This window comes from Methylocystis sp., assembly GCF_051061225.1.
Classification (GTDB): Bacteria; Pseudomonadota; Alphaproteobacteria; order Rhizobiales; family Beijerinckiaceae; genus Methylocystis.
Map to the genome: position 1 here is coordinate 24,198 of NZ_JBPFEB010000042.1, position 21,368 is coordinate 45,565.

Here is a 21,368-nt window from a genome sequence, read left to right on the forward strand (position 1 = left end):
GCCGATTGGTTTGCAGGATGAGCGAACCGGCGGCGCCTTGCGGGCGCCGCTGATCTTTTCGAAAGCGGCTAGAACAGGCCGGAGATGCGGCCGTCGGCGCCCACTTCGATGTTGTTGGCGGCCGGGACCTTCGGCAGGCCCGGCATCGTCATGATGTCGCCGCACACCACGACGACGAACTCCGCGCCGGCCGAGAGACGCAGCTCGCGAACCGGGATGGTGTGGCCCGAGGGCGCGCCCTTGGCGTTCTGGTCGGTCGAGAAGCTGTATTGCGTCTTGGCGATGCAGACCGGCAGATGGCCGAAGCCCTCCTTCTCCAGCTCCGCGAAGCGCGCCTTGACGCTCGAGTCATAGGAGATGTCGGCGGCGCCGTACAGCTCCTTCGCAATCGTGCGCACCTTCTCGGCGAGCGGCATGTCGTCGGGATAGAGCGGCTTGAAGTTCGAGGGCTGCGTCTCGATGGTCTGCACCACCGCGCGGGCGAGATCGGCCGCCCCGGCGCCGCCGGAACCCCAATTGTCGGCCACGACGCAATCGACGCCTTCCGCCTTGCAGAGCCTGTACAGCGCCTCCATCTCGGCCGGCGTGTCGGACGAGAACTTGTTGACCGTGACCAGCGCCGGCACGCCGAACTTGCGCACGTTGGCGATGTGGCGCTTCAGATTTTCGAAGCCCTTCTCGACCGCGGCGACATTCTCGCCCTTCAGATCGTCCTTGGCGACGCCGCCGTGCATCTTGAGCGCGCGGATGGTCGCGACGATCACCGTGATGTCGGGCTTGAAGCCCGCCTTGCGGCATTTGATGTCGAAGAACTTCTCCGCGCCCAGATCGGCGCCGAAGCCGGCTTCCGTCACGACATAATCGGCGAGCTTGAGGCCGGACCTGGTGGCGATGACCGAGTTGCAGCCATGGGCGATGTTGGCGAAGGGGCCGCCATGGATGATCGCCGGGTTGTTCTCGAGCGTCTGCACGAGGTTCGGCGCGATCGCGTCCTTGAGCAGCGCGGCCATGGAGCCCGCCGCCTTCAGCTCGGAGGCGCGGATGTTCTTCTTCTCGCGCGTCTGGCCGACGACGATGTTGCCGAGGCGCTTCTGCAGATCGGCGAAGTTCGAGGCGAGGCAGAAGATCGCCATGACTTCCGAGGCGACCGTGATGTCGAAGGCGTCTTCCCGCGAGAAGCCGTTCGACACGCCGCCGAGCGAGGAGACGATCGAGCGCAGGGCGCGGTCGTTCATGTCGACGACGCGGCGCCAGGAGATGCGGCGCGTGTCGAGGGCCAGCGAATTGCCCCAGTAAACGTGATTGTCGATCAGCGCCGCGAGCAGATTGTTGGCCGCGCCGATGGCGTGGAAGTCGCCGGTGAAGTGGAGGTTGATGTCCTCCATCGGGACGACCTGGGCGTAGCCGCCGCCCGCCGCGCCGCCCTTGACGCCGAAGCAGGGGCCGAGCGAGGGCTCGCGCAGGCAGCACAGCGCCTTCTTGCCGATATGGTTGAGGCCGTCGGTGAGGCCGACCGTGGTGGTCGTCTTGCCTTCGCCCGCCGGGGTGGGGGTGATCGCCGTGACGAGGATCAGCTTGCCGTCGGGCTTGCCTTCCAGCGACGAGATGTAATCGAGCGCAATCTTGCCCTTGTAATGGCCGTAGGGCTGGATGTGCTCGGCGGCGATGCCGAGCTTGTCGCGCGCCACATCGACGATCGGCCGCATCTTGGCGGCCTGGGAAATCTCGATATCCGACTTGGGCGAAAGGTGCTGGTTGTCTTTCCCGCTCGCGCCCGGCGCGGCGGCTGACGTTGTTGTCGACATATAGCTCCACTCCCTCTCGAGCCCGTGTCCCAGGCCCTTTGAAATTATCGACCTCAGGCGCAAGCGGCGGCGTCCCGCTCGTCTCGCGTCGCCGGTCCCTTAAACGACCGCCGGTAAGTTCGCTCCTGGCCCGTTGCGGCCCTGGCTCGCGCCCGGCCAGCCCTCCGCGCGCAATGAGCCCATCGAACGTCCTTGATGCAGCGCTTCGTATGACGGCAATAAAAATTGCCCGTCAAGCAGCCATTCGCGCGCGCGCGTGGACCGTTGCAGCGCAGCAATCGGAGGCTTCCCGCTCGCGCGACGATGGCCGCCGCGCCGCCGGCATATTCTTCAAGCGGGGCTAGGCTGCTATCCGAGACCCACCCCAAAGGATGGGAACAGAAGATGCGGCCTCGCAGAAGATTTCCAAGTGAAATGCAGCTTTACAGGATTTCCGGTCAGGCCAAGATGGCGGGCGCCGGAATCGCCTGTCCGTGATCTTGCGGTCAGGGGGGCCCTGCCCGACCCTATCCGGGTTGGGGGTAAGCGGGGCGCCAGTTGCGCAGGAAACAGGCAGGTAAAAAAATTTTTTTGTCGCACCTGCCTGTCGCAGCGTCGCCTCTATGGCGCGATCAGGAAGCCTTATCGAGCCTCTTCGCTCTCGGGAATGAACTTCAGCGCGACGCCATTGATGCAGTAGCGCAGGCCGGTGGGTGGCGGGCCGTCCGGAAAGACGTGGCCGAGATGGGAGCCGCAGCGGCTGCAATGCGCCTCGGTGCGCGACATGCCGTAGCTGAAATCCCGTCTCGATCCGAGCGCGCCCGGCAGCGGATCGAAAAAGCTCGGCCATCCCGTGCCGCTCTCAAATTTCTCGCCGGAGCGGAACAGCGGCTGGCCGCAGCCCGCGCATTCGAACACGCCGCGCCTTTTTTCGTCGTTGAGCGCGCAGCTTCCGGGGCGTTCGGTACCGTGGCCCCGCATCACCTCATATTGCTCGCGGGTGAGGCGCGCGCGCCATTCCTCGTCCGTGCGCGTGACCGGGAAGCTTTCTTCTGTCATTGACGCGTCCTTCAAGGGCAGCGGCCTTGCGCCGCGCCATGTTATGTTGGAACTGACTCCGGCTTTGGCCAGACCGCGCCCTTGTCGGGGCTTTTGCAGGAAGAGGCGACGACCTTTCGATGAGCGACAAGACTTTCGACGCCGTGGTGATCGGCTCCGGGCTCGGCGGCCTCACCGCGGGCGCTCTCCTCGCCAACGCGGGCTACAGCGTCTGCCTGCTGGAGCGCAATTTCAGCATCGGCGGCGCGGCCTCCGTCTACAAGGTCGGCGATCTCTGGGTCGAGGCCTCCCTGCACCAGACCTCCGACGCGCGCAATCCCCGCGACGTGAAACATCATATCCTGAGCCAGCTCGGCATTCTGGATGAAATTGAATGGCGGCCGACGGGGCCTCTCTACAAGGCGCAGGGCGGGCCGCTCGGCGAGCCCTTCGAATTGCCGGTCGGCTTCGAGGCCGCGCATGACGCCCTCGCCGGGCGCTTTCCCGACAAGAGCGCGGCGATCAAGCGCTTCCTCGGCGAAGTCGAGCAGATTCACGACTCGCTGTGGACGATGAAGCAGGCGCGCGAGGAGGGATCGCTCGCCAAATTCTCGCGCGGCCTGTGGGAAGTGCAGCCCGCCGCCGACGGCTGGATGAACTCCCTCGACGAGATCTTCACCCGCGACTTCGCCGGCGCCGAAGGGCTGAAGGCGGCTCTGGGCGCGAACCTGCTCTATTATGGCGACGATCCGCGCAAGCTGTGGTGGATCTACTATGCGCTGGCGCAGGGCGGCTACATCGCCTCGGGCGGCGCCTATATCAAGGGCGGCTCGCGGCAGTTGAGCCTCAAGCTCGCCAAATGCATCACCCGCACCGGCGGACAGGTGCGCATGGGCCGGCTCGTCACGCAGATCGAGACGGACGCCGACGGCGCCGCCATCGCCATCCGCCATGTGGCGCGTCGCGCGGGCGACAATGAGGAGCGGATCGCGGCGCGGGTGGTGATGGCCAATTGCGCGCCCTCCGTCGCCGCCTCACTGATGGCAGCGCCGGCGCGGGCGAAAATGGACGAGGCCTTCGCAAGCCGGCCGCTGTCGACATCGCTGTTCTCGGCCAATTTCGGGCTGAGCGCGAAACCCGCGACAGTGGGCGTCGACGATTTCCTCACCATCACCATGCCCTCCTCCATGAAGCGCTTCGACCAGTATGGCGACGGAGCGACGGCGATGGCGGGCATGCCCGGGAAGGAGCTGCCTCTGCACGCCGTCTCCAATTTCACCGCCGTCGACTCGGGGCTCTGGGACGAGCCGCCCATTCTGCTGAGCGTGCTCGGCCTCGATCGGCTCGACAACTGGACGGGGCTCTCCAAGGAGGAAGTCGTCTCGCGCCGCGAAGCCTGGCTCGATGCGATTCAAGCGCGGCTGGAGCGAGATTATCCCGGCTTTTCCGGCCTCGTCAGCTCGCGCATGCTGCTCAACGCCTTCTCCATGTCGAGCTATCTCAACACGCCGGAGGGCGCGGTCTATGGCTTTGCCCCCCTGCCCCCGGACGAGCCGATCCTGATGGGCTTTCCGCGCACGCCTGCGACCCCCATCGGCGGGCTCTATCTCGCGTCCGCCTTTGGCGGCGAACATGGGTTCAATGGGGCGATGCTCTCGGGGGCGGAAGCCGCGCGGCTCGCGACGCGGCGGCTGGAAGGGATTACGGCCGGGTGAGGATGCGCGGCTTCTCCCGCGCCAGCGTGACGAGCGGCTGGCCGCCGTCGTCGAGAAAGACGAGCCGGCCGCCCTCCAGCCGATAGCCGCGGGTGGCCTCGAGAGCGCTGAGATATTGGCGCTCGACGCCATCGAGCGGCGGCGGGCAGGCCATGCGCGTCGTCATCATCGGCCCGAAGGTCAACTTCCCGTCCGAGATCGCGGGCGTTCCCGCGATCCTGTTGCAGCCGATCGTCGAGGCGAAGCGGCCGTTGGCGGCAAATTCCGCGCGCGTCTTCGCCGCGTCGAGGTCCTGTGCGCCTGACAGGGCGACGATGCGCCATTTTCCCGAAAGCGCGGGCGCCGCAAAAGCGGGCGCGGCGGAGAAAGCGGCGACAGAAGCGGCGAGCAGCAAAACGCGCATGATGTCCGTCCCTTCATAAAAAGAAAGCGGGTCCGGACAGGGAGTCCGAACCCGCCATCGGCAAGGAGGCGCGACGGCGTTACACGTCGTCGGCGAGCGCGAAACGGTGGACGAGGCCGCCGATCAGACCGCCCAGCAGCGGCGCCGCCCAGAACAGCCAGAGCTGCTGCAACGCCCAGCCGCCGACGAAGAGCGCCTGGCTGGTCGACCGCGCCGGATTCACCGAGGCGTTGGTGACGGGAATGTCGACGAGGTGGATCAGCGTCAGGGCGAGGCCGATGGCGATGGGGGCGAAGCCGACCGGCGCGCGCCCTTCCGTCGTGCCGAGAATGACGAGCAGGAAGAACGCCGTCAGCACGGTCTCGATGAGGAAGCCCGACTGCCACGTATAGCCATTGGGCGAATGATCCTCATAGCCGTTGGCCGCGAAACCATTGGCGAGCGAGAAATCGATGTTGCCCTCGCAGATCTTCAGCAGCACGAACGCCGCGACCGTCGCGCCGATGAGCTGGGCGATCCAGTAGGGCCCGAGTTCCTTCCACGAGAAACGGCCGGCGATCGCGAGACCAAGCGACACAGCCGGGTTGAAATGGCCGCCCGAGACGGGGCCGAAGGCGTAGGCGCCCGTGAGCACGCTCAGACCGAAGGCGAGCGAGACGCCGGTGAAACCAATGCCGAGCTGGGGAAAGCCAGCCGAAATCAACGCGCTGCCGACGCCGCCAAAGACGAGCCAGAATGTCCCGAGAAATTCGGCGAAAAGCTTGCGGCCGAGACCCGGCGCATAACCATCTTGCATATGAACGCTCCTGTTTTCACTGCCCTTGAAATCAACAGCCTGCGCCTCCTGCGCACGCTTGAGCGACATGCCGACGCCAATCCAGGTCGCGCCGGCGATGATGAGATCGACGCCGAGAAAGGTCCCCAGCACCCAGAGACTCGACACCGGCCACTGAACGAGAATGACGCCGCCGAGCGCCAGGGTGAGAACGCCCGACAGCGCCACCATGGCCCATGGGCCGGTGTTGGGAAGCTGAAAGGCGAGATAGGTGCGCACCAGCCCCGAGGCGACGAGGCCCGCGCCGAGGAGCAGCGTCAGAAAACCCGCCGCCAGCAGGGGGTTCTGGATGACGGCGAGGCCGCCGACGAAATACAGAAGGCCGATGATCGTCCACAGGAAGAATTTTTTCCAGGAGCGCACGACGACGGCGTAGATCATTTCGACCACGCCGCTCACGACCATCGCCGCGCCGACGACCAGCACGGTGAGGACGGTCGATCCGACGACGCTGCCAAGCGCCACGAAACCCGCCAGCGCCACGACAGCGCCGAAGGCGACCATGAACCCCCATTTGTCACGCAGCGCCGCCGCCTCGGCGGCGCGCGAACCAACGGGATCGGGCAAAGAGAAACTGGTCATGCATGGCCTCCGGAATACCAGTTGGCGCTTTGAGCAAACTTAGCGGTAAGCCCGGCAGAATGGCAACTCGCGGCGAAAGCCGCCCGATGATCTGATCCTTGCGCCCACAAAGAGCGTAAAGCCCAAGTCATATAGGTGAAATCGCCAGAACCGCAACAGTGGCGCCCCCGCGCCGCGCCTCCCGTCGCGCGGAGTTGACCTCGGCCTTCAGCTTGGCAATGATGCGCCATGCCGCACGATGATCCACACGCAGACTTCGGACGCGCTCAGGATTTCGGCGCCAAACTGCGCATGTCCGCGCGTCTGGTCGGCGTGGTCCTGCTGCAGGACATGCGCACCCGTTACGGCGGCCGCAATCACTTCGGATATCTCTTCGGCATCGCCTTGCCGGTGCTGCACATGAGCGTCATCACCGGCTTTTATTATCTTCGGACGCTGATCGCGCCTGTCGGCGAAAGCGCCGCCCTGTTCGCGGCGACGGGAATCGCGCCCTATCTTCTGTGCCTGTATCCCGCGCGGCAGATGTGCGGCGCCATCGCCGAAAACCGGCAGCTCCTCAGCATCCCGATGCTGCAACCCCTGCATCTGATGATCAGCCGCGCCATTCTGGAGCTGTTGAGCGCCATCGCCGCGCTGCTGGTGTTCCTATGCTTCCTTCAGAGCCTCGAAAAGGACATATGGCCGAATGATCCGGTCGAAGCGGCGAAGGCGATCGGCGCGGCGATCTTCATGGGCGTGGGGCTCGGCTTCTTCAATCTGGTGATGAGCGCGATCCTCGGGCGCTTCTACCAGATGGCCTTCACGTTTCTCGTCATCGGCCTCTATCTGAGCGCCGGCGTGTATTTTCCGATCTGGAGCATGCCCGAGGATGTGCGGGAATATGCAGTCTACAATCCCATTCTGCAGCTCGTCGAATGGCTGCGCTCGGCCTATTACACGAGTTATGAGGTCGAGACGATCAACCCGCGCTGGTCATCGGCGTCGCGGCGACGGCTCTGACGCTGGGTCTGATCGGCGAGCGCTTCCTGCGCGGCAAGATCCTGTCGTGAGTCAGAGGGCGCCGATGTCTATGCCCATGGGCTCGCCTTTCCGTATCGGCCCCGAGCCCTGCCGCGCCACGGCGCGCACGGCATGGGCGCCGTCGCCGAGGCGCACGATCCGCCCAATGAAGTCGGACGCGTCGGCCATGGCGATGGGCGCGCGTATGGCGACCATCTCGCGTCCCTTGTGGCCGTAGCGATAAAAGGCTTCGACCTCGATTGGCTCGCTTTCCGCCATTGTTCCCCCGCATGTCCCGCCTCCCCGGATTATGGCGCGCATGGCCGCCCGCGCGCAATCCGTCATGCGCGCGCGGGAGGCTGGCGCCGCCGCAATCGCCGCTTGTCTACGAAGGCCGCGACGGATGGCTGTTTCTGACCGGCGGCTCCAACTATGTCACGACGCTCTACCAGCGCGAGGGCGGCAATCTGCCTGACGCCGCGCTCGCCCGCTGGCGCGACGAACTCATCGACAGACAGGCGCGCTGCGACGCGCTGGGCGTCCGCTACGCCCATCTCGTCGTCCCGGACAAGCTGACGATCTATGGGGACAGCCAGGCGGCCGGCCTTGTCGACCCGGCGCTCGCTCCCGCGCGAAGGCTGTCCGAAATGCTGACGCAGCATCGCGGCGCTGTGCGCCATGTCGATCTCATCGGCACGATGCGCGCCCGGCGCGACGCCGCCGATCTCTATTGGCGCACCGACACGCATTGGACGCCGGCGGGCTGTCGCCTCGCCTATGACGCGCTCTGCGCCGCGCTCGATCTGGCGCCCAATGAAGAGCTCGACTCCCGCCCCGTCACCGAGGGCGGCCGGCTCATGGATCTCGGCGCCAGGCTCGATCCCCCGGCGTGGGAAACGATCCGCGAACCGCGCTGGCTGCGCGACGCGTCCCGCATTTACGAAAACGCCGTGCTGCGCCTGCTGGAGACCCCGAGCCTTGGCGGGGAAATCCATGTCGGCTGTCATGCGCGATTCGAAAACCCGGGGGCGCCCAACACGTGCAGACTGATGCTGTTTGGCGATTCCTTCTGCGCGGCCAGCCCCCACCGGCTCACGGCGCTGCTCGCCGAGACGGTGACCGAGCTCGAATTCGTCTGGTCGGCGAATGTCGACTGGCGGATGGTGACGCGCCGCAAGCCGGATATTCTCGTCACCGAGATGGCCGAGCGTTTCATGTCCGCGCCGCCGGCGGCGAATTTCAGCCTGCGCCGGACCGAGTGGCGCCAGCGCCTTCTGGCCCGACGCCGAGGCTTCGAACGCTGGCTGCGGGAACGGCGCTCCGCTCCGGGCGTCTCGACGTAGCGGCGCCGATCAATGCGACCGCCCGCGCGCCCGCAAGGCGAGCGCCCGCGACAGCACGTAAAAGATCGGCGTGAAGATCAGTCCGAACAGCGTCACGCCGATCATGCCGCTGAACACGGCGACGCCGAGCGACTGCCGCATCTCCGCGCCCGCGCCATGGGACACGACGAGCGGCAGCACGCCGAGGATGAAGGCGAGCGAGGTCATCAAGATCGGACGCAGACGCGTGCGCGCCGCCTCGATCGCGGCGGTGAACCGGTCCTTGCCCTCGTCCTCGCCCTGGCGCGCGAACTCCACGATCAGGATCGCGTTTTTCGCGGCGAGGCCGATGAGGACGACGAGGCCGATCTCCACCAGAATGTTCCGGTCGAATCCGCGCAGCGTGACCCCGCTCATCGCCGCCAGCACGCACATGGGCACGATGAGAATGACGGCGAGCGGCAGAACGAGGCTTTCGTAAAGCGCCGCGAGCAGCAGAAAGACGAAGACCACCGCGAGTCCGAACGCCAGCGCGGCGGTGTTGCCCGCGAGCTTTTCCTGAAGCGCGATCTCGGTCCATTCGAAGCCGAAGCCCGGCGGCAGCATCTGCCGGGCAAGCCCCTCGATCATCGCAATCCCCTGCCCGGAGGACATGCCGGGAGCAAGATTCACCTGCAGCTCGGCGGCCGGATAGAGGTTGTAGCGCGGCACGCGGAAAGGTCCCGTCGTGTCGCGGAAGCTCGCGATGGCGCCGAGCGGCGTCATTTCGCCCGTGGCGCTGCGCGTCTTGAGCTCGGAGAGATCGCGCAGCGTCAGCCGGTGCGGATTGTCCGCCTGCGCCATCACGCGATAGGTGCGACCGAGAATGTTGAAGTCGTTGACGAAGACCGAGCCGAGATAGACCGACATGGTCTCGAAGACGCGTGAGATCGGCACGCCGATCATCTCGGCCTTGGTGCGGTCGATGTCGGCGAAAATTTGCGGCGTGCGCGTGTTGAACAAGGTGAACGCCTGCGCCACCCCCGGCATGTGCATGGCGGGGCCGGCGACTCCCCATGTCGCGCCCTCGAGCGCGGCGAGCCCCATGCCGCCGCGATCCTGCACATAGCCCTTGAGGCCGCCGCCGGTGCCGATGCCCGGCACGGCCGGCGGCTCGAGAACGAAGACGAAGGCCTCCTTGATCGGCGCGAGCGCCGCGCGCAGATCGTCGCGAATGGCGATGGCGCTGAGCGCGTGTCCGTGACGCTCGGCGAAGGGCTTGAGCGTGACGAAGATGACGCCGGCGTTCGGCGCATTGGTGAAGGTGGCCCCGTCGAAGCCGGTGAAGACGACGCTCGCCGCCACGCCGGGCCGCGACAGGATGATGTCGCTCGCCTGCCGCATCACGGCGTCCGTGCGATCGAGCGAGGCGCCCGGCGGCAACTGGAAGGCGGCGATGAGATAGCCGCGATCGAGCGTCGGCACGAGGCTCGTGGGCGTGCGGCGCAGCAGCTCCACCGCGACGCCGATCAGCGCTCCATAGGCCACGAGCGAGACCAGCCCGACGCGCACCAGCCGCGCCGTCAGCGCGCCATAGCGCGACGACAGGTCGTCGAAGAGATGGTTGAAGCGCGCGAAGAAGGCGTGGACCAGCGTCATCAGCCGGCCTTCCGGCTCCTTCCTCTCCTCGCTTCTGGGCTTGAGGAGAATCGCGGCGAGCGCCGGCGACAGGGTCAGGGAGACGAAAGCGGAGATCAGCGTCGCCGAGGCGATGGTGATGGCGAACTGCTTGTAGAAGGCGCCCTGCAGGCCGGTGATATAGGCCACCGGCACGAAGACGGCGCAGAGCACGAGCGCGATCGCGATCAGCGCGCCGCCGACCTCGTCCATTGTCTTATGCGCCGCTTCCTTCGGAGTCATGCCATGGTCGAGATAGCGCTCCACGTTCTCGACCACGACAATGGCGTCGTCGACCACGATGCCGATGGCGAGCACCAGACCAAAGAGCGACAGCGTGTTGAAGGTGAGCCCCAGCAGCTTCATCACCAGAAAGCTGCCGATGAGCGAGACCGGAATCGCCACGACCGGAATGATGGCGGCGCGCCAGGTTTGCAGGAACAAAATGACCACGACGACGACGAGCAGGATCGCCTCGACGAGCGTGCGCACCACCTGATCGACCGACTGCTGGATGAATTCCGTGGGGTTGTAGACGATCGAATAATCGATGCCCGCCGGGAACTGCTTCTTCAGCTCCCGCATCGCGTCTTCGACCGCCTCCGAGGTGGCGAGCGCATTGGAGCCCGGCTTCTGGAAGATCGCGATGGCGGTGGCGGGGTTTTTGTCCAGATAGGCGTTGACCGTGTAATCCTGGGCGCCGATTTCGACGCGCGCCACGTCCCGCAGCCGCACCTGCCCATCCGCGTCGGAGCGCAGCACGATATCGGCGAATTGCTCGGGTTCGGAGAGCCGGCCGAGCGTGCGCACCGAGAGCTGGAAGGCGCCGGGCGAGGCGGCCGGAGGCTGGTTGATCGCGCCCGCGGCGACCTGGAGATTGGCGGCGCGCAGCGCCATGACGACCTCGCCCGCCGTCATGCCGCGCGCGGCGATCCTGTCGGGATCGAGCCAGACGCGCATGGAATAGTCGCGCGCGCCGAAGACGCGCACATCGCCGACGCCCTCGAGCCGGGCGAGCACGTCGCGCACATAGAGCGTCGCGTAATTGGAAATATACTGCTGGGTGCGGGAGCCGTCCGGCGAGCGCAGATGGACGACCATCATCAGATCGGGCGAGGCTTTCTTGACGACGACGCCGAACCGCTGCACCTCTTCCGGCAGACGCGGCGTGGCGATGGCCACGCGGTTTTGCACCAGCACCTGCGCGAGATCGATATTGACGCCGGTCTTGAACACGACATTGATGGTCAAGAGCCCGTCGCCGGTCGATTGCGACGAGATGTAGAGCATGTCGTCGACGCCATTGACCTCCTGCTCGATCGGCGAGGCGACGGTCTGGGCGATGACTTCCGCGGAGGCGCCGGGGTAGGTCGCCGTGATCATGACCGTCGGCGGGGCGATGTCGGGATATTCCGAAACCGGCAGCGTGCGCTGGGTGATCAGACCCGCGATCGTGAGCAGCACGGACAGGACGGCGGCGAAGATCGGCCGTTCGATGAAGAAGTGCGGGAAGCGCATCAGCTCGCTCAATTGGCCAGGGGCGCGATCACGCCGTCGACCGGCGCGACGACGGCGCCGGGCCGCACCATCGGATTGGCGAGGCCGGCGGTGATCACCAGATCGTCGCGGTCCAGACCGGACAGGACGACGCGAAGCCCCTTGTGCAGGGGGCCGAGCGTGACGGGCTTCGCCGCCACCTTGTGGTCGGGCGTCACGACCATGACCACCTTGCTCGTCTGGTCGGATGAGACGGACGCGTCCGGGATGAGCAGCGCCGCAATGTCTCCGCCATTGACGCGCACGCGGCCAAAGGCGCCGGGCGTCAGGAAGAAATCCTTGTTGGACAGCAGGGCGCGCGCACGGATCGTCCCGGAATGAATGTTGAGCGCATTGTCGAGGAAGTCGATCACGCCCTTGCGCGTCCAGTCGGTCTCGTCCGCGAGACGCACGAAGGCGGGGGTCTGCCCGGCCTTCTGATGGCCCGCGCCGTTGCGGGCGTAATGCAGGAAATCGGATTCCGACATGTCGAATTCGAAGTAGATCGGATCGAGCGCCACGATCGTCGTCAGCAGCGTCGCGCCGGCCTGCACGAGATTGCCGACGTCGATCCTGCGATCGGACACGCGGCCGGCGATCGGGGCGCGCACCTGCGTCCATTCAAGGTTGAGCTCGGCGTTGCGCAGCGCCGCCTCCGCGCCCATGAGTTGCGCGCGGGCCGAATCGGAGCCTCCGCGCCGCTGGTCGAGATCGCGCCGCGTGATGGCGCCGCCGCCCACAAGCGACTCGCCGCGCACAACGTCCTTCGACAGCATGGCGGTCTGCGCCTGCATGCGCGCGACGTCGGCGCGCGCGCTGTCCACGGCGATCTGATAGGGCCTCGGATCGATCGTGAAGAGGAGGTCTCCAGCCTTGACGATCTGGCCGTCGCCGAAATGGATCTTGTCAACCGCGCCGGAGACGCGCGGCCGCACCTCGACGCGCTGCATGGCGACGAGCCGCCCGGTGAATTCGTCCCAGCGCGGAACCGTCTGGGCAAGCGGATGCGCGGCGGTGACGCTGGGGAGCGGCGGCGGCGGCGCGTCCACCTGCGCGCTGGCGCCGAAACGGACAGCGGCAACGGCGACAACGGCAAAAAGACCCAGACCAATCCAAACAAGGCGCGGCGCTGCGCGAACCCGCGACCAATCCATGAGCTGACCTGCCTGCGAGGAGAAATGGCGCCGAGGCGCGACGCGCGCGAACTTAAGATAGTCTCTCAGCCTCGTCCACAGCAGCCCCCCCAATATGGGCGCGCCCGCCGGGCCGATCAGGAAAAGCCTAGGCTGGCTTGGACTTATCCAATATCTGTGCCATTGTCCCGCGCCCGGAGGCTCGGCTGGGAAACCGCGCCGCGCCGCCGCGCAGGAATGCATTCGCAGATTTCTTTGGAGGAGAGCTGATGAAAAAAATGCTCGCCGCGCTGGCGCTTGCCGGCGCGCTCACGCCTTCGCTGTCGCAGGCGCAGGTCAACATCGACATGTCCAAGATCACCTGCGGCGAGGTGCTCGCCATGTCGCCGGACGACCAGGCCGATTTCGCCGCCTTCATGAGCGGCTTCTTCTCGCAGCGCGCCGGCCGCACCTTCATCGACATGACCCTGTTCCAGAAGAACACGGCCAGCGTTCTCGACTGGTGCAAATCCAACAAGGGCGAGTCGGTGATGGTGGGCCTCGAGCGCGCGACCGAGAAGAAGTAAGAGGGACGGCACAACATGATCCGCAATCTCATTCTTGCCGGCGTCGCCGGCGCTTTCATGATCGCCGCTCCGGCCTCGGCGCAGGTCTCGATCGAAATGTCGCAAATCACCTGCAAGGATTTCTCCGGCTACGACGCCGACACGCAGAACTTCATCGGCAACTGGATGCGCGGCTACTGGATGTCGGCGAAGAATCTCACGGTGGTCGAATCGCGCTACGTCAAGCGCAACACCGACAAGATCGCGAAATACTGCAAGAAGATGCCGAAGGCGCCGCTGATGGACGCCATTCAGAAGAACGCCCGCTGATCATAAAAACGCGAGGGCCTCGTCCTGAACGTCGCGCGTCGCGCGTCCGACAGGACGAGGCCCAACACGCCATTGTCGAAGTTCTTTCGCAATTTTCATCAAATTTGATTCAAATTGACGCTTTGTTCACCCTGTCCGGGTTTTTGGTTCGACGGGCGGCTTTGGATAACGCAAGGTATCCAGGAGCTTTCGGTGTCCAGAGCGTCCTGCCCGGAAGTAAGAGCGTAAGGATCCCATGATGAAAAAAATCGGTCTTCTCGCGGCGGCTTCTTTTGCCGCGCTGAGCGTCGGCGCAGCGGTCGCGGCCGACCTCCCGTCCCGCAAGGCGGCTCCCGCCTACATGCCCCCGCCGCCCCCGCCGCCGCTGTGGACCGGCTTTTACGCGGGCCTCAATCTCGGCGGCGGCTGGACGGCCAACAAGGTCAATGCGGCCAGCCTGACGCCCTATTCGGACGTCGCGGGCAATCTCTACTTCCTGCCGGGCAACACGCAGGGCGGCAGCAACGCCGGCGGCGTCGTGGGCGGCGGCCAGATCGGCTACAATTTCCAGATCGGCCCGAGCTTCGTCGTGGGCGTCGAGACCGATATTCAGGGCACGAGCATGCGCTCGGGCGGCAATTCGAACACGATTCTCTATCCCGATCCGGTTCTGCCGGGCTCGTTCCTGATTCCGCTCTCGCCCGCCGGGAACCCGGGCATCGCGCTGAACTGGTTCGGCACCGTGCGCGGCCGCGCCGGCTTCCTGTTCACGCCCACCCTGCTCCTCTACGGCACGGCGGGCTTCGCCTATGGCGGCGTCTCGGGCGGCTACTCCAACTTCAGCAGCACCCGCACCGGCTGGACCGCGGGCGGCGGCGTCGAATGGATGTTCCTGCCGAACTGGTCCGCCAAGGGCGAATATCTGTTCACCGATCTCAGCAGCGGCGGCAACACGGGCGCGTGGGGCTTTAGCGCCGGCTATCACCACCACCCGCAGTTCAACACCGTGCGCGCCGGCGTGAATTATCACTTCAACTGGGGCGCCGCCGCCGCTCCGGCCGTCGCGAGCTATTAAAGAGCTCGGAGCCTGCGCGCAGGGCGCATGAATGATGGAGCCCGGCCCATGTGGCCGGGCTTTTTTTTTGCAAAGCGCGCCTCGCGCCTCGCATGCTTCCAGAGCAAGGTCGCGACTGTTCGAGATGAAAGGCGCGGGAGCCTCGAAGCCCTCGCGCAAACGCAAGCGCCCCTCCGCCTCTCGGGCGTGGGGCGCCTGCATGTCACGCCGACATTCGGGCTTAATGGTCGCTGAGCGGAGAGGCGACAGGTGCGGTCGGGAAAACTGGAATCGTCGACGTTGTTCCACCGCCGCTGAAAGCCCCTGACGCGCCGAGGCCGGCGATGGTCCCGCCCGCGACGAGCGCCGCTCCGAAAAGCGCGAGTCCTGTCTTGTCGTTCCCCTGGTCGCTGAGATCCTGGCTGTAGAAATCGCAGCGGATGAGTTTCCCGGTCGCCTTGCTCGTCACCGGCCGGCCCGTCTGGTCGTCGATAATGTACCCGCCCTGGCAGCGCTGAGCGGCCGCAGCGCCATCAATGGAGGCGGCGAGCAAGACTGTGACGAGCATGATGAGCGGATAAGACTTTCTCTCATACATGGTTAATCCCTCCATAATAAAAGCCAGCCTAAACCCCTGAGAATAATGAATGTTTTCAATTCATCAGCAAGCTTGGCAAAGGAGGAGCAGCAAAAAAAACCACCGCATCGAGAGAATTTTCACACGAGGTTACAGGCGCTTACGTGTATAGAGTCGCGCCATGACTTCGTGTTTCATGTTTACAGGCGTGTAAAACTTGGCTTTACACAGACTTTCGACGACGCCGAGCCCGACCCGGCGAACGAAAGCTTGACGAAACGGAGGGCGGGAGCCGCGTTCCGATTCGATCAGACCGGGAAACGCTCCTGCGCGCGAGCCTGGAACGCTCGGGCCAGTTCGAAAAGTTGGGTGGCCGAGTCACGCCAGCTCACAGCCGCGACGACAGGCGCGCGCGGTTTTTCGAGAAGCGCGCCGCGCATGAGATCGGCGAGGCGGTCGCGGTCCAGCACCGGAAAATAGTGCGCGCTCTCGCCCGCCGCCTCGTGGAACACGGCGATGTCGCTCGCGATGACGGGAGTTCCGTAATGAGCGGCCTCGACGATGGGCAGACCGAACCCTTCGGCGAAGGAGGCCAGAACCATCGCCCGCGCGCTGCGATAGAGCAGGGCAAGATCGGCGTCGCCTGCCCGATCCAGCCAGAACAGGCGCTTCCCGAACTCGGGATGCCGGGCCAGCCGCTTCTCGAAGGCGCGCATTCCCCAGCCTCGGCCGCCCACGATCACATAGCTTGTGTCGGCGCCTTCGGCCCAGAGTGTTTCGACCGCGTCGAGCGCAACGGGATAACCTTTGCGCGGCTCCACCGTGCCCACGCCAAGGAAAAAAGGCCTTCCGTCGGCGATGCGTCTGGCGCGCGCGGACGGCGTGTCGCCTCCGGCCGGGAAATCCGCGCCCAGGCGCCACGATGCGATCGGAAACGCCGGCGGGGCGCCGGTTTCCTTCAGAACATAGTCGCGCAGACTGTCGGCGGCGGCGCGCGAATCGGCGATCACGCCATCGCTCGTCAGAACGACCCGTCGCATCCAGTCTCCGAAACGCTGGGTCAGATGCGGCGGGAAAGCTGACGGGTAGAGCAGCGGCAGAATGTCGTACAGGCAAACGACGGAGAGGGCGCCCTTTGCCTTTGCGTCCTCGAGAATCGGCAAATATTCGTCGAGGTGATTCCAGCTCGCGTCCGCCATGACGAAAACATCGCCCGCGGCGAGATCGATCGTCTCGGCAAGATCCTCGCGCCGGTAATAGCTGAGAAGCCGGCCATCGTGGATCGCGACGGGAATGGCCGCGCCGATCTCCCATCCGTTGCGCCCCATCTCGCGCGCGACCCTTTGAATTCCTGTGTTCTTGCCCGAGCGAAGCGTGCTCGTCATGTCGATCAGGAGACGCTGCCGGCCCGCGAAGGCGCCGCCGGCGAAGCCAGCCGCGGTCTTGACCACAGGCGCCTCGACGCGACTCCATGACGGCGGCTTTTTGCGCCGCGTGATGCCCAGGCGGGACAGACGGGCGCCCGCCTGCCGCAACAGCCGGGTCACCGTCCAGTAAAGCTCCTTCGCCCGCAGGCGCAGGAGCCTCGCGAGCCGCCCGCCACGTTGATCATAGGCGCGCTCGGCCTGCGCCACCGCGTCCAGATAGGCGCTGATGACATGCGCGTCGTTCTTCTCCATGCCTTTCCGTAGCACATCTCCATGGCGCCCACAGCGCGACGCGCGCCGGCAATCTCACTCAGGCGACCAATCTCATTTGGCCGCCGCCCGCGTCTCGGCGACGGCGACGCCGCAAGGCTCCAGCATGTCCTCGCCGAGCAGAAACGCCCGCTCGCCCAGAAAGGGGCGGAGATCGGCGGCGTCGGGTCCGTAATTGAAGAAATGCCGCCTGCCGCCCTCGTCCCTGATCCGAAGCCCCTCCGGCAATCGAAGCCCTGTCAGGCCGGCGCTCTCGAAGAGGCGGCGCAGCACGGCGTCCATCAGCCGCTCATCCGGCCAGCCGGCCAGATAGAAGGCGTTTTCGCTACGGGCGAGCGCCGTCTCTCCATCGACGGCGCGAAGCTCCGCCGCCGCCGCGCCGCCAAGCTTGAGGAACTCGCGCCAGCGATGGAAGACGCCCGCGTCCCCGATCGCAACTTCGGCGCCCGGCCGCAGGCTTTCCACGCGCGTGACGGAGACGTCGACCAGGCGGCGCAGGGGCCCGGGCGGCAGATCGGGCGGGATTTGGAAATCAACCGTTTTGGAGCCCGCGCGGGGCCCGAGCAGGATGACGGCGCCGCATGTCTCCAGCGCCGCGACAAAGCTTTCGCGCGGCGCGAAAAGCCCCGGCGCCAGAATCAGCCGGCGGTCCTTCACCGCGTCCGGTTCGGGCGGCACGACGTCGATCGACGCGCCCGCGCGCCGCAAGGCCCGGTAGACGTCGAAAACGAGATCGAAATAGCTGAAGTCGCGCCCCTGCGGCTGAATGGCCCAGGCCCAGGCGCTCTCGTAATCGAAGACCAGCGCGACATCCGCCCGCGACGTTTTCGGAAACGGGCCGCAAGACGCGAGATCGCGCATGACCCGGGCAATCTCCCCGCAGGCCGCATTGGGTTCGGAATTGGGGAGAAGAAGCCCCTCGTGCATCTGCTCCTGGGCGAAGGGCGCCTGCCGCCAGCGGAAATAGCTGACGACCTCCGCGCCGGCGGCGAAGGCCTCGTGCGTCCACAGACGCACCGCGCCCGGCGCCGGGGCCGGGTTCCAGGCGCCCCAGTTCACGGCGCCCGGCTGCTGCTCCATGACCCACCAGCGACCGCGCCCGCAGGCGCGGTAGAGGTCGTGGTGGAACGCCTGAAAGTCGGGATCCCCGACGCGCATGTAGCGCGATTTGAAGGCGTCGTCGCGCCGGCTCCGCTCGAGAAAGCCCAGCGGATAGCTGTCCCAGGCCGCCGCATCCAGATCCTTCGACAGGCCATAATGGTCAAAGGCGTCGAAGGCTCCCATGAAATTATGCAGGATCGCGCGCCCCGGCGAGAAACGCCGGATGATCTCGACCTGCCGTCGGTTGAACGCGATTGCCTGATCCGAGGAAAAGCGGCGGAAATCGAGGACATGCGCGGGATTTGGCTCCGTGACGGTCAGATGAGGAAGACCAATCTCGTCGAAAGCGGAAAGCTCCATCGACCAGAAGACGTTTCCCCACGCCCGATTGAGCGCCGCAATGTCGTTGTGTTTGCGCGCGCACCATTTCTGGAAAGCGACGCGCGCCGCCGGCGAGTAGCTTTCGACCGTGTCGTGACAGCCATATTCATTGTCGGTCTGCCAGGCGACGACCGCCGGATGCCGCCCGAAGCGCTCGGCGAGCACGGTGACGATACGCGCGCATTCGCCCGTATAGCCTTCATGGCTGAAACAGTAATGGCGGCGCGATCCAAAGGCGCGCGGACGCCCTTCCTTGTCCTGCGCGAGCATGTCCGGCATTTTGCCGACAAGCCATCGCGGCGGCGTTGCGGTCGGCGTGCCGAGCACGACGCCGAGCCCCGCCTCGTGGAGAACCTCGATCGCGCGCTGGAGCCAGTCCAGATCGTAAACGCCTTCGGCCGGCTCCAGCCGCGACCAGGCGAACTCGCCGATGCGAACGAAGGAGAGGCCGAGTTCGCGCATGCGGCGCGCATCCTCGCGCCAGCGGTCTTCGGGCCAGTGCTCCGGATAATAGCAGACGGCGAGTTTCGGTTCGATCATGGTAGCCGACGGACGTGTGAGGAACAGGCCCGTGCGTCACGGGCCAGGGCGGTCGTCCGCTTCCTGCAATCTTTTTATGACAGCTTTTCTTCGTCGGCGGCAAAGGCGACGCCCTTGCGGCCCGCTCCCGGCGCCTAGAGCGGGTCCAATTGCGCCCGAAAGGGCCTAGCGGAAGAAAAGCACGCCCGCGACAGCGGCGGCGACCATCAGCGGAAGAGGATTCATGTTGGTCGCCATCAGCACCGCGAAGACGAGCGTCGCGACCGCGACGGCGTGCCAGCCCACCAGCACGACCTTGCCAATGCTCACCACGCCCCCGAGCAAAAGGCCGATCGAGACGACGCCAAGCGCGCGCTGGATCGAGGCGCGCCAGGGCCAGCCGGCGAGATGCTCCCAGACGCGGCCGACCCAGAAGGTGAGCAGGCCCGTCGGCAGGAAGAAGGCGAGCGTGACCGCGATCGCGCCGATCGGCCCGGCCACCCATTCGCCGATGCCGGCGATCATCATCATGTTGGGGCCGGGCGCCATCTGGCCGATGCTGTAGAGATGGACGAGCTCGTCCTTGGTCAGCCAGTGGAAGACATTCACGGTCAGCGTCTGCATTTCCGGGAACGCCGCCATGCCGCCGCCGATGGTGAGCAGCGACAGATAGGCGAAGACGCCAATGAGCCCGACCATCTGCTTCATGGCCGACCCCCGTTCTTACGGGGGCGGAACCAGAGCGTCGCGACGGGAGCGACCAGCGCCAGCGCCAGCAGCACCGACTCGTGCAGCAGCGTGACGCACACGAGCGTCGCCCCCGCAAAGACGGCGTCGGCCGGGCGGCGGATCGTCTTGAGGCCAAGCTGCACCGTGACATAGAACACCATGCCCACCGCGCCGGCGGAGACGCCGTGCAGGGCGGCGCTGACGAGCGGATGGTCGTGGCGGCCGGAATCCAGCGCCATGGCCGCCGCGACCATGATCAGGCCGCCGGGCAGGCAGATGCCGATGAGCGCCACAGCCGCGCCGGCGGCGCCGCGCAGCCGGTCGCCGACGAGAATCGCCATATTGGAGGCGTTGAGGCCGGGCAGCGACTGGCAGATGGCGAGCAATTCGACGAAGGTCTCGTCGTCGATCCATTTGAGCGAGCCGACCAGACTTGCGCGCAGATAGCCGACCACGCCGCCGCCGAGGCTCGTCGCGCCGATCGTCAGAAAAGCACGGAAGATCTGGCCGATGGAAACCTGGGGCGCGGGCTCACTCATGGCTTTGCGGCGGATTGCCCTTCAGCCGGTAGACGGCGCCGGTCTTGGTCGTGCCGAGACTGATCCAGTCCTGGGCCTCGTGCTGCAGCGCACTGAAGAACTCCGCGCATTTCTGGAGCGCCTTGGCGCTCAGCGCGTCCCGCCGCTGAAACTTGTGCTGGAAGGAGAACTCGCCCACGAGCTGTCGATGATCGCCGCGCGCGCGCCACACCGACACATTGCTGGCGGCTTCCAGACCCTTGCCGAAATCGAGCGTCCCGAGCTGCTGGAGAACTTCCTCGACCGCCGTGCGGTGGACCAATTCGAGATGGGCCTTCTTCTCGACGAGCAGCGGCCGCAGAGCGGGCAACGCCCCGACGAGAGTCGCCGTGTCCGTGAGATCCTCGTCGAAGCTCAAGGGATTCAGCTTGAATTCGACATTGTGCGAATAGAGCGAGCGGGAGCCGCCGATCCGCGTCTTCTCCGGCAGCCACTCCTCCTTGAACTTGATGCGCCAGGCGCCCGGGATGTTGGGCCGCACGTCGAGCTGCGAGGCCATGTCGAGATCGGGATGACGAAACTTGAAGACGATCTCCGGCTCGCCCGCCGGGAAACCATCTTCATAAGCAATGCGGCGGCGCAGGATGAAGGCGTTGTTGTAGAGCTTGAAATCCTTTGTGTCGAGAAACAGCACCTCGCGAATCTGCGGCCGCAGGCCTTCGCAGGGCTCGGTCTCGAAATCGACGCGCAACTGCTTCGCCACTTTTCGAACCAGCTTTCCAAACTCGTGGAAGGTCTGGATGGACGTGAAGCGCTGGCCGTTCAGAATGATCTTGGCTTCAATGTAATGGACTTCGTCGAGCGGATGCCCGTCGATATAGGAGCCTTGCGGCCCCGGCGGCGCGGCAAAGGTCTGTTGGTCCGTCAAGCGACTT

Annotated in this window: 19 protein-coding genes and 1 pseudogene; 6 read left to right on the top strand and 14 right to left on the bottom strand. The window is 65.8% G+C overall.

The window, feature by feature from the left end:
• Positions 1-68: 68 nt before the first annotated feature.
• Together ACR652_RS08670 and msrB are read right to left on the bottom strand one after the other, a co-directional pair.
• Positions 69-1,805 (bottom strand): formate--tetrahydrofolate ligase, encoded by a 1,737-nt coding sequence (locus ACR652_RS08670; protein ID WP_434506111.1) that lies wholly within the window; start codon positions 1,803-1,805, stop codon positions 69-71.
• 621 nt (positions 1,806-2,426) lie between these two features.
• The gene (gene msrB / locus ACR652_RS08675) at positions 2,427-2,843 is read right to left on the bottom strand and encodes a peptide-methionine (R)-S-oxide reductase MsrB (RefSeq protein ID WP_434506112.1); all 417 of its coding nucleotides are present in this window, start codon (positions 2,841-2,843) and stop codon (positions 2,427-2,429) included.
• 119 nt (positions 2,844-2,962) lie between these two features.
• Between msrB and ACR652_RS08680 the strand changes: the two genes are divergently transcribed.
• Positions 2,963-4,537 carry a phytoene desaturase family protein gene (locus ACR652_RS08680; protein WP_434506113.1) on the top strand — a complete coding sequence of 525 codons (1,575 nt, stop codon included), beginning with the start codon at positions 2,963-2,965 and terminating at the stop codon, positions 4,535-4,537.
• On the opposite strand, the gene ACR652_RS08685 is transcribed toward ACR652_RS08680, so the two are convergent.
• From ACR652_RS08685 to ACR652_RS08695, 3 genes and pseudogenes are all read right to left on the bottom strand, one after another.
• Positions 4,524-4,940 carry an META domain-containing protein gene (locus tag ACR652_RS08685; protein ID WP_434506114.1) on the bottom strand — a complete coding sequence of 139 codons (417 nt, stop codon included), beginning with the start codon at positions 4,938-4,940 and terminating at the stop codon, positions 4,524-4,526. The two genes, ACR652_RS08680 and ACR652_RS08685, sit on opposite strands and share 14 nt — an antisense overlap.
• A 79-nt stretch (positions 4,941-5,019) precedes the next feature.
• A complete protein-coding gene (aqpZ, locus tag ACR652_RS08690) occupies positions 5,020-5,736 on the bottom strand; it encodes an aquaporin Z (RefSeq protein WP_434506140.1) in 717 nt (238 codons plus the stop codon).
• 168 nt (positions 5,737-5,904) lie between these two features.
• Positions 5,905-6,357 (bottom strand): annotated as a pseudogene (locus ACR652_RS08695) (HdeD family acid-resistance protein); the annotation flags it as partial.
• 228 nt (positions 6,358-6,585) lie between these two features.
• Here ACR652_RS08695 and ACR652_RS08700 point away from each other — a divergent pair.
• Positions 6,586-7,356, top strand: coding sequence for an ABC transporter permease (locus ACR652_RS08700; RefSeq protein ID WP_434506115.1), 771 nt, complete (start codon positions 6,586-6,588; stop codon positions 7,354-7,356).
• A gap of 51 nt (positions 7,357-7,407) precedes the next feature.
• Here ACR652_RS08700 and ACR652_RS08705 read toward each other — a convergent pair whose 3' ends face one another.
• Positions 7,408-7,635, bottom strand: a complete 228-nt coding sequence (locus tag ACR652_RS08705) for a hypothetical protein (protein ID WP_434506116.1) — start codon at positions 7,633-7,635, stop codon at positions 7,408-7,410.
• A gap of 11 nt (positions 7,636-7,646) precedes the next feature.
• On the opposite strand from ACR652_RS08705, the gene ACR652_RS08710 reads away from it, so the two are divergent.
• Positions 7,647-8,699 (top strand): alginate O-acetyltransferase AlgX-related protein, encoded by a 1,053-nt coding sequence (locus ACR652_RS08710; RefSeq protein WP_434506117.1) that lies wholly within the window; start codon positions 7,647-7,649, stop codon positions 8,697-8,699.
• A gap of 9 nt (positions 8,700-8,708) precedes the next feature.
• On the opposite strand, the gene ACR652_RS08715 is transcribed toward ACR652_RS08710, so the two are convergent.
• Complete coding sequence (locus ACR652_RS08715) at positions 8,709-11,852, bottom strand: efflux RND transporter permease subunit (RefSeq protein ID WP_434506118.1); 3,144 nt, start codon at positions 11,850-11,852, stop codon at positions 8,709-8,711.
• A gap of 8 nt (positions 11,853-11,860) precedes the next feature.
• Complete coding sequence (locus ACR652_RS08720; protein ID WP_434506119.1) at positions 11,861-13,024, bottom strand: efflux RND transporter periplasmic adaptor subunit; 1,164 nt, start codon at positions 13,022-13,024, stop codon at positions 11,861-11,863.
• A 248-nt stretch (positions 13,025-13,272) separates the two neighbouring features.
• Here ACR652_RS08720 and ACR652_RS08725 point away from each other — a divergent pair, with 248 nt between their 5' ends.
• The 3 genes from ACR652_RS08725 (at position 13,273) to ACR652_RS08735 (ending at position 14,932) form a co-directional block, all read left to right on the top strand.
• Positions 13,273-13,569: an HdeA/HdeB family chaperone gene (locus ACR652_RS08725; protein WP_434506120.1), complete on the top strand. Its 297-nt coding sequence runs from the start codon at positions 13,273-13,275 to the stop codon at positions 13,567-13,569.
• A 15-nt stretch (positions 13,570-13,584) separates the two neighbouring features.
• Positions 13,585-13,878: an HdeA/HdeB family chaperone gene (locus tag ACR652_RS08730; protein WP_434506121.1), complete on the top strand. Its 294-nt coding sequence runs from the start codon at positions 13,585-13,587 to the stop codon at positions 13,876-13,878.
• A gap of 238 nt (positions 13,879-14,116) precedes the next feature.
• Complete coding sequence (locus tag ACR652_RS08735) at positions 14,117-14,932, top strand: outer membrane protein (protein ID WP_434506141.1); 816 nt, start codon at positions 14,117-14,119, stop codon at positions 14,930-14,932.
• Positions 14,933-15,152: 220 nt separating this feature from the next.
• Here ACR652_RS08735 and ACR652_RS08740 read toward each other — a convergent pair whose 3' ends face one another.
• The 6 genes from ACR652_RS08740 to ACR652_RS08765 all read right to left on the bottom strand — a co-directional run bounded on the left by ACR652_RS08740 (position 15,153) and on the right by ACR652_RS08765 (position 21,361).
• Positions 15,153-15,509: a hypothetical protein gene (locus ACR652_RS08740; protein ID WP_434506122.1), complete on the bottom strand. Its 357-nt coding sequence runs from the start codon at positions 15,507-15,509 to the stop codon at positions 15,153-15,155.
• Positions 15,510-15,796: 287 nt separating this feature from the next.
• Positions 15,797-17,167, bottom strand: coding sequence for a glycosyltransferase family 4 protein (locus ACR652_RS08745; protein ID WP_434506123.1), 1,371 nt, complete (start codon positions 17,165-17,167; stop codon positions 15,797-15,799).
• A gap of 72 nt (positions 17,168-17,239) precedes the next feature.
• Complete coding sequence (locus ACR652_RS08750) at positions 17,240-19,207, bottom strand: beta-galactosidase (protein ID WP_434506124.1); 1,968 nt, start codon at positions 19,205-19,207, stop codon at positions 17,240-17,242.
• A gap of 165 nt (positions 19,208-19,372) precedes the next feature.
• Positions 19,373-19,894 (bottom strand): chromate transporter, encoded by a 522-nt coding sequence (locus tag ACR652_RS08755; protein ID WP_434506125.1) that lies wholly within the window; start codon positions 19,892-19,894, stop codon positions 19,373-19,375.
• Positions 19,891-20,454, bottom strand: coding sequence for a chromate transporter (locus ACR652_RS08760; RefSeq protein ID WP_434506126.1), 564 nt, complete (start codon positions 20,452-20,454; stop codon positions 19,891-19,893). The genes ACR652_RS08755 and ACR652_RS08760 overlap by 4 nt, the downstream gene beginning before the upstream one ends.
• Entirely contained in the window at positions 20,447-21,361 is a 915-nt protein-coding gene (locus tag ACR652_RS08765; protein WP_434506127.1) for a hypothetical protein, read from the bottom strand. Before ACR652_RS08765 ends, ACR652_RS08760 begins: the two co-directional genes overlap by 8 nt.
• Positions 21,362-21,368: the final 7 nt, after the last annotated feature.